At 42.2% G+C, this 9,504-nt stretch carries 5 protein-coding genes and 1 pseudogene; 3 read left to right on the top strand and 3 right to left on the bottom strand.

Annotated features, from left to right (window positions below):
- The 3 genes and pseudogenes from H5185_RS19150 to H5185_RS19140 form a co-directional block, all read left to right on the top strand.
- Nucleotides 1–125: pseudogene (locus tag H5185_RS19150) on the top strand (TetR/AcrR family transcriptional regulator); the annotation flags it as partial.
- 390 nt (nucleotides 126–515) lie between these two features.
- The gene (locus H5185_RS19145; protein WP_124016649.1) at nucleotides 516–1,748 is read left to right on the top strand and encodes an efflux RND transporter periplasmic adaptor subunit; all 1,233 of its coding nucleotides are present in this window, start codon (nucleotides 516–518) and stop codon (nucleotides 1,746–1,748) included.
- Between the two features lie 9 nt (nucleotides 1,749–1,757).
- Nucleotides 1,758–4,922 carry a multidrug efflux RND transporter permease subunit gene (locus H5185_RS19140; protein WP_235781975.1) on the top strand — a complete coding sequence of 1,055 codons (3,165 nt, stop codon included), beginning with the start codon at nucleotides 1,758–1,760 and terminating at the stop codon, nucleotides 4,920–4,922.
- 93 nt (nucleotides 4,923–5,015) lie between these two features.
- Here the strand turns inward: H5185_RS19140 and H5185_RS19135 are convergent, their stop codons facing one another.
- From H5185_RS19135 to H5185_RS19125, 3 genes are all read right to left on the bottom strand, one after another.
- The gene (locus H5185_RS19135; RefSeq protein WP_182742893.1) at nucleotides 5,016–5,972 is read right to left on the bottom strand and encodes a carbohydrate kinase; all 957 of its coding nucleotides are present in this window, start codon (nucleotides 5,970–5,972) and stop codon (nucleotides 5,016–5,018) included.
- Nucleotides 5,973–6,076: 104 nt separating this feature from the next.
- A complete protein-coding gene (locus H5185_RS19130) occupies nucleotides 6,077–8,473 on the bottom strand; it encodes a TonB-dependent receptor domain-containing protein (RefSeq protein WP_182742892.1) in 2,397 nt (798 codons plus the stop codon).
- Nucleotides 8,474–8,742: 269 nt separating this feature from the next.
- On the bottom strand, nucleotides 8,743–9,504 hold a 762-nt coding region (locus H5185_RS19125), incomplete at its 5' end, for a sugar MFS transporter (RefSeq protein WP_182742891.1).

Below are 9,504 nucleotides of genomic sequence, written 5' to 3'. Positions count from 1 at the left end.
GGCGTCATGGATATGAAGGAACTTCTTTAAACGAGCTCACCGAGGCGATGGGGATCAAGAAGCCTAGCTTGTATGCCGCATTTGGTAATAAAGAGCAGCTATTTTTAAAAGCTATCGATTTATATTAACGGAGCTTTATTTATCAAAAACTTAACTAACTTTTATGACAAACAACCCGCATACTTTAGCTTAATATTAAGCCACATCAGGGTTAATATTATGCAGATTAGTCGCAACTATAACAATTTAACAAGTATTGATTAACGCTATTTCATCGCAACAAATCACCTTACAAATAGTGATGTTACTTTATTTTCCCGCTTATTGAACCTCTTGTCAAAATAATTTAATACCTATCGGTACAAAAGTCATTGACAGGGTTATTTTAATCTATATATTACCGTTCGGTACAGAACATTTTATACCTATCGGTATAAAATAAACTCGTATACCAATATAACGCACCCTACAGCCTGCTGAAAAAACGTAAATGCTATTGATTAAAGGACCGCACCATGAAGACGTTAAAATCAATTAAAATCACTTTACTAGTTAGCCTAACGGCATTGCTATTAGTGGCGTGTGGAGAACAACCTGCACAACAGGCGAATACACCTGCAGCGCCTAAAGTAGACGTAGCTAACGTGCTTTATGAGCGCATTACCGAGTGGGATCAATTTACCGGACGCTTACAAGCTCCTGAAAAAGTGACCTTAGTCCCTAGAGTATCAGGCTATATTGAATCGATTAACTTTAAAGAAGGCGCACTGGTTCAAAAAGGTGATGTGTTATTTACCATCGACTCGAGGGTTTTTACTGCTGAATATGAGCGTCTTAAAGCAGAATTAACCAGTGCAATATCAGCTAATCAACTTGCTGAAAATGATTATGAGCGAGCCAATAAACTGTTTCATCAAAAAGCAGTTTCAGAAGAGCTGATTGATACTCGCCGATCTAACATGCATCAAACTGCAGCAGCGGTTGCGTCAGTTAAAGCAGCATTAACTAGTGCCCAACTTAACGTTGAATATACCCAGGTTACCGCACCTATTACTGGTCGAGTGTCATATGCTAATGAAACGGCAGGCAACTATGTCACTGCGGGTCAAACGCACCTCACCAGTTTAGTCTCTACATCGCATATGTATGCTTATTTCGATATCGATGAGCAAACGTATTTAAAATATGCCGCGTTATCGTTTGAGAACAAACGTCAAAATCCACGTTTAGGTAACAACGCTGTGGTTATGGCTCTGGCAAATGAAACCAGCTTTAATCATCAAGGTGTGATCGACTTTGTCGATAATACCGTTGATCAGCAAACTGGTACTATTCGGGTTCGAGCTAACTTTGCCAACCAAGAAAATCAATTATTACCCGGCTTATTTGCCCGTATCAGCATTGCTGGTAGTGAGTCATACGACAGTATTTTAATTGACGACAAAGCCATTTTTACCGACTTAAATAACAAGTTTGTTCTGCTGGTAAATGACAAAAACACCCTTGAATATCGAAGTGTCAGCCTAGGTGAAAAACTTCATGGCTTACGTATTATTACTGCTGGCTTATCACCTAACGACACCATAGTGGTAAACAGTCTGCAGAAAGTGCGCCCTAATGTCACTATTGAGCCAAACCTAACCGACATGGCTGATAGCGAAAAATTAGAAGCATTACATCAAGCACAACGCCTCCTCGATAACCAGCCATTAACAGCACGTGTTGCTGATGACGCAAGTCAGGGTTAAGGAAACTACATAATGTTGTCTCAATTCTTTATTAAAAGACCAATTTTTGCCGCTGTTTTGTCGCTGCTGTTCTTTATTTCAGGCGCACTAGCAGTATGGCAATTACCCATTACCGAATACCCAGAAGTAGTACCACCTACCGTGGTTGTTACGGCAAACTACCCAGGTGCTAACCCTAAAATCATTGCTGAAACGGTTGCATCCCCGCTAGAGCAAGAGATTAACGGCGTCGAAAACATGTTGTACATGTCTTCTCAAGCCACGTCTGATGGCCGCATGACGCTAACCATCACCTTTGCAATTGGTACTGATGTTGATTTAGCTCAAACCCAAGTGCAAAGTCGTGTTGAGCGAGCAAAACCACGGCTACCAGAAGAAGTACAACGCTTAGGCATAGTCACTGAAAAATCATCACCAAGCTTAACCATGGTGGTGCATTTAACCTCACCAGATGACCGTTATGACATGTTATACCTGTCTAACTATGCGGTATTGAAAGTCAAAGATGAATTAGCCCGTATTACCGGTGTAGGAGCTGTGCGCGTGTTTGGCGCCGGCGATTACAGCATGCGCGTGTGGCTAGACCCTAATAAAGTGGCCGCCTTAAGCTTGTCACCGAGTAATATTGTTGCTGCTATTCGTGAGCAAAACCAACAAGCAGCAGCTGGCAGTTTAGGCGCACAACCAAGTGGCGACAGTGATTTCCAATTACTGATTAACGTCAAAGGTCGTTTATCCAATGTTGAAGAGTTCGAGGACATTATTGTTAAAGTGGGCGATCAAGGTCAGATCACTCGTTTAAAAGATGTTGCCCGGGTGGAATTAGGTGCATCGACTTATGCCCTGCGCTCAATGCTAGATAATAAAGACGCTGCTGCATTACCAGTGTTCCAAGCATCAGGCTCTAACGCAATTCAAATATCTGATGATGTTCGTTCTAAAATGGCAGAACTGTCTAAGTCATTCCCAGAAGGCTTAGCCTACGACATCGTCTACGATCCAACGGTGTTTGTGCGTGGCTCAATTAAAGCTGTGGTACAGACACTGGTCGAAGCATTATTGCTGGTTGTATTAGTAGTAGTACTGTTTTTACAAACCTGGCGCGCATCCATTATTCCATTAGTGGCGGTTCCGGTATCACTTGTGGGTACCTTCGCCTTTATGCACCTAATGGGCTTCTCATTAAATGCCTTATCACTGTTTGGCTTAGTGCTGGCGATTGGTATCGTGGTCGATGATGCAATTGTGGTAGTTGAAAACGTTGAGCGAAATATCTCTGACGGATTATCACCCGTTGCTGCCACGCAAAAGGCAATGAAAGAAGTTACCGGTCCAATTATTGCCACCACATTGGTATTGGCAGCAGTATTCATTCCTACTGCGTTTATGTCAGGCTTAACTGGGCAGTTTTATAAGCAGTTCGCGCTAACCATTACCATATCCACTTTTATTTCGGCAATTAACTCGTTAACCCTTAGCCCTGCTTTATCGGCATTATTGCTTAAAGGTCATCACGAGAAAAAAGATCTGCTGACCCGTGGTATGGATAAACTGCTAGGCGGCTGGTTATTTAAACCGTTTAACCGCATGTTTGCGCGTATGTCTGACGGTTACGGCTGGTTAGTTAAAAAAATCATTCGTTTTGGCGCTGTCATTGGTATTTTGTATATCGGTTTAGTCGGCTTAACTGGTTTACAATTCTCAAGCACTCCAACAGGTTATGTACCAGGGCAAGATAAACAATATCTTATCGCCTTTGCTCAGTTACCTGATGCTGCATCATTAGATCGCACCGAAGCTATCGTGAAAGAAATGTCGCGTATTGCACTAGATCAACCAGGTGTTGCCCATGCTGTCGCCTTTCCAGGTTTAAGCATTAATGGCTTTACCAATAGCACTAACAGCGCCATTTTGTTTACCCCGCTGGATGACTTTGCCGATCGCACAGATCCATCATTATCGGCAGGTGCTATTGCTGCCGCGTTAAATCAAAAATTCGCCTCGATTAACGGCGCATTTATTGCGATTTTCCCGCCACCGCCAGTGCAAGGCTTAGGCACCATTGGTGGCTTTAGATTACAAATTCAAGATCGTGCTAATTACGGTTACGAAGAGTTGTATAAAGTGACCATGCAAGTGATGCAAAAAGCATGGGCAACGCCTGAGTTAGCAGGAGTATTCTCGAGTTATCAAGTCAATGTGCCACAACTTGAAGTGAATATTGATCGCACCAAAGCCAAACAGCAATCGGTGTCGTTAGACGAATTGTTCTCCACCCTGCAGGGATACATGGGTTCGGTTTACGCCAACGACTTCAACCAATTTGGTCGCACTTATCAAGTTAACGTACAAGCAGATGAGCAGTTTAGACAAACGCCTGAACAAATCGCCCAACTAAAAGTACGTAACAACCAAGGTGAAATGGTGCCTATTGGTTCATTTATTAATGTCACCAATTCATCTGGTCCAGACCGAGTGATGCATTACAACGGTTTTACCACAGCCGAACTCAATGGTGGTGCTGCACCTGGCTTTAGTAGCGGTGAAGCACAAGCTGCCATTGAAAAGATTTTAGCTGAAACCTTACCTAATGGCATGACGTACGAGTGGACTGAACTCACCTACCAACAGATCCTGGCAGGTAATGCGGGCGCGTATATTTATCCATTAATTATCTTGTTAGTGTTTATGGTTTTAGCCGCGCAATATGAAAGCCTAAGCTTACCTATAGCCATTATTCTGATTATTCCAATGACGCTATTGTCGGCATTAACAGGGGTTCTTATCTACGGTGGAGATAACAATATCTTTACCCAGATTGGGTTAATTGTCCTGGTGGGGCTAGCAACCAAAAATGCCATTCTCATTGTTGAGTTTGCCAAAGAGTTACAAGATGATGGCATGGAACCATTAGAGGCCATACTTGAAGCCGGCCGCTTACGTTTACGACCTATTTTAATGACCTCGATAGCCTTCATTATGGGTGTGGTACCTATGGTGTTTTCTAGCGGACCAGGTTCAGAAATGCGTCAAGCAATGGGTGTTGCGGTATTCTCTGGCATGATTGGGGTAACTATTTTTGGTCTTATTTTAACGCCACTGTTTTATTATGCCCTCGCAAAACGTGGCAAAAATAAAACCGAATTAGCTGAATCAAGCATAACCCAAGATTAACCACGTTATTGATTCAATGATAACCCAAAAGAGGTCACCTTAGGGTGACCTCTTTTTATGACTAATAACGCTACTCTACACCCACTTGATCCATTATTGCACTTGTGACCAAACGGGCAACGCAGGAAATGCGCCTTTTTTCGCACACGTTATCGCACCACACTTAATCGCAAACTCAGCAGCAGTTTGAACCTTCACTCGATTAAGCAATTTTTGCACTAAAAGCTCTGGCGCTAAATATCCTTCATCACTGCCAAGTTCATATAAGAACCCCGCAACAAAACTATCTCCGGCGGCTGTAGTATCTGTGGCGACAATTTTAGGCACCGGCAACTCAAAGGAAAATTCAGCGCTGTGACATAAAATGGTCTCTGGGCCATTGGTGACCAAAATTAACCTCACCCCTTGTCCAATACAGAATGCTAAATATTCGTCAAATGATGCCCCACGCTCCTGAGCCAAATACAATGCTTCCTCTTTACTCATTTTAAGCACGTGAGTATAACGAAAGCATTGCTCCACACGGGCTGATAACAACCGAGTGTCTTGCCATAATGACAAGCGTAAATTAACATCAAAACTGACTAATGCTTGTTCCTTATGCGCTTTTTTAGCACCATAAAGACTGGCATTGAAAATAGCCTTTTCAGTAAAGGTATTAGAACAAAGATGAAAAATATCAATTTTTGACCAGTCGATAGCATCAAAATCAGCTTCACGGTATAGCATGTCAGCAGTGTTCTGCCGATTAAAGCTAAACGACCGCTCCCCCTGCGCATCCAAACTAACTAACACTGTGGCAGTAGCAGCATCTGGTATTAATGCTAAACAACTAACATCAACACCTTGTTCTACCAGTGTATTTGTTAACAACTGGCCATGATCGTCAGCACTAATGCCACCAGCAAAAAGACTCTTACCACCTAATTTAGCGTAACCCAAAGCGACATTGGCAGGCGCGCCGCCAGGGATAGGCTCGTGAACCAAACCAGAATGGCCCACCGGAAGTAAATCAATTAATACTTCACCAAAACTCAATAATGTACTCATATAAAACGTCCAAAAAAAAGCCCATTTGCATGGGCTTGTTAACAGGGATTTCTAAAAACTAATACAACTAATACTATTACAACTAAGGTTATGACAATAAACGATTAAAACTCGTACTTAACCGTGGCGCTGGTTGTACGACCGTTAATGGTTCTGGCACGAATGATATTGTTATCGGGTACCGAACCTTCTTCAGCTTCGGTAATACCCACAGTATCAAACAAGTTATTGACGTTAAGCGCGACGGATAACGCATTGGTTAACTGGTAAGATGCAAACGCATTGACTTGAGTATAACCATCAAAACTTAGGTCATTATTATCTTGAGCATAAGACTCAGTGGTACCAATCAAATTGACCCCAACAGAGCCTTTATCAAAGTTATAACGGCTCATTAGCGAGTAAATAAAATCAGCTTGGCGACGAGGTGTGTTGCCAATTACACTTGGATTAAGGGCATCTTTAACAATTTCAGCATCGGTCCAGGTTACGTTACCGCGAAAATCAAAATCACCAACATAATAAGCACCTTCTAACTCAATCCCTTTGGCTTCATATTTACGGTCAAAGAATATTTGGCTAGTGGCTTCAAAGTTTTGCTCTTCTGTTTCAGAGTAAAACGCCGTGGCAAATAGCGACACGCTATCGTAACGATACTTCACACCCACTTCGTACTGGTCGACTTCATCCACAGAGTCTTCGTCAGAAACTGAACCATCAGCATTCACTTTACCAAACAACAAACGGTCAGCATTGGCACGACCACCATGACTGATACGACCAAATGCGGCTAAATCTTCAGATACTTGATAGTTAGCACCTAATGAATATGACAGGTAACCCCAGTCATAATTCACTAGTTGTGGGTTAGCATTATCAATTGACGACACACTTAGCTCAGGTTGAGAAATCACCCCATCACGGTTCATATCCACTTGTGATTGCACATTACCCGCATAGTAACCACTGGCATCGCCAGAGTCATAGCGCACGCTACCGTCTAATGATAAATCGCCGAACTTAGATGACGCAGCAATATACGGTGCTTTAATAGTGTAGTCTGAATCATAGTTGCGTTGACAACAATTGCCCCAGTAAGGCACGCCATAAGCGTATAAACCATTATCTGAGTACTCAGTGCCATCGGCACCGACCACATCTAAAAGCGCGGCATTATCGCCTTGCACTTCCATCAAATAAGAGTTCCACATCCAAGTCATATTGATATTTTGCGTGGCAGTATAAAAACCAAAAGTGACATTAGAATCATCAAACGTCTTGGTTAATTTCATGTCATTGACGATAGAACCAAAGTCATTCATGGTCACATCAAAACTGTGTACGCGCATAGCTAAATCACTATCAAATGCTTGACCCGCTTTGGCACCATTAGCATAAATCAGTGATGATCCGCTGCCACCAATACTGTCAGCAATACTCGAGCTGTTAGCCACTTCGGCAGGCATTAACGACATAAAATTACCGCTAACATCCGAGATGCGGAAACGGTTTTCAACTAACCAGTCATCGCCTAAATCAAATGAAGCTTCTAGTCCAACTGAATTCACAATCGGATTCATACCATCACGCATATCACCACGGCTGATATTGCCGTCAGCATCTAAGCGCAGGGTTGATAACATGTTAGCCGAATGAACCGTATCAGATTGGGCATCAAATCCAGGTATTGAACTGCCATCTGAATACATTGGCATCGGCAAATAACCAATGCTCTTATCATTTAAGTGCTTTACATATAAACGCACATAACCAGAATCAAATTCTTTGGTTAAGTTAGCTTTAATTTGGCCACCCTTGTTCGCGGTGTAACCAGGATCACGCGGACCATCACCGGTACGCACAAAGCCACCAATATGAAAACGCATTGAGTCATTAATGCTTGCGCCATATTCAAAATCAGTACGCAAAGTATCGTAATCAAGACCCACAGTAGACGAAATACTGCCAGCATCACTGGTGCCCGTTTTACTAATGACGTTAATAATACCGCCTGGTGCGTTACTGGCAGCTGTTGAGGCTGAACCACCACGGATTGATTCAATAGTTTGTGTTGTAGAATCAATACGTAAGAAAATATCCGCATTACCAAATGCAATATCACCAAACTGTAAAATAGGTAAGCCATCTTCTTGAATTTGCAAGAATTTAGCTCCACCAGAGGCAACTGGTAAACCACGTACTGCAATGTTGGCGTTACCTTCACCACCAGTCGATTCAACCTTCATGCCCGGAATAATACGGAACGCTTCGGCTGATGAACGAGGTGAGCTAATTGCTAAATCTTCTGGTGACACACTGCTCACTGACACGCTCGAGTCCATTACACGTGTACCACGTGCGACACCCGTTACCACAATGCGCTCAAGACCAATGGCGTCTTTTTTAGTTTCCACCGTGTCAGTGTCAGCAGCCCACAAGCTTGAACTGACCATCACAGCTAGCGTACTCAATACAAATTTTTTAGATGTGCTTTTTATCATTTTTATGTCCCCACATAGAGTGTATTGATGTTGTCTTATCTCCCCATAACAACATCAGTAATATATTCATCAATCGAACTAAGCCCCAAACTATCTCAATAGCTAATCAAGGCGCTAAACTTAAACCTTTTACTTAATCGATTAAGTTACAAGTTAGCAACTAAATAGTAAATTGCAAGTACAATTTATGTTCAATTATCGTTAACTGGATTAAAAAAACATCTAAGTAGATGTTTAATAGATTAAATATTTATAATAGTAGTTGTTGATTATTTAACGTCAGCGGTTAACAAATGCCCTGAGGGGTCACGAAACAGATTGTATGCTGCCAAAACGCACAACATAAATGCAAAGCCGGTGGCTAAATAAAACCCGTATTTAACATGACCAAATATGTCGCCTACCAGTCCCATTAACAAGGGACCTAATGCAGCAGAAAGTGCAGTAAAGAATAAAATGACCCCAGCAACCGAACCATGTTGATCAACCGGGAAACAGCTGATCCCTTTAGAATTTAATGTCGGATACATCATAGACATAAACAAACCTGATAAAGGCAATAAAATAACCGCAGCCGAAATGCCATACACCATAGCGCCTAAATAACATAAGCTAATTGCCAGACTGAACCAAAACATCACCTGTTGCCAACTGAATTGATTGAGGATCCACCCCCCCAGAAAACGTCCCAATGCCCGCAATGTGAAAAAGATAGTTAACGCATACGTTGCGATTAATGCCAACTCACCTTCATAGTTGAGTAATAACGTCGGCATCCAAACATAAATAGCCACTTCAGTAGCAACATAAAGCCCAATCGCTAAAGAGTAGCCTAATGCATAAGGGTTTTTCATCATGCTAAACGTACTGGCGAGATTAATATTTTGAGTAGATGAGCGCTTAAGTTGCGGGTATTCAGCCTTATAAGCTAACCAACATAATATTAAACAAAACGCCCCAGCACCAAAATACAGATACTTCCACGACACGCCTGTTATCAATAAATAACTGACAATCGCCGGACCAACCAT

The organism is Shewanella sp. SG44-6, from assembly GCF_014164185.1.
In the GTDB taxonomy this organism is placed as follows: domain Bacteria; phylum Pseudomonadota; class Gammaproteobacteria; order Enterobacterales; family Shewanellaceae; genus Shewanella; species Shewanella vesiculosa.
Note: the sequence above shows the minus strand (reverse complement) of the source record. Positions and strands in the feature narration are given on the sequence as shown.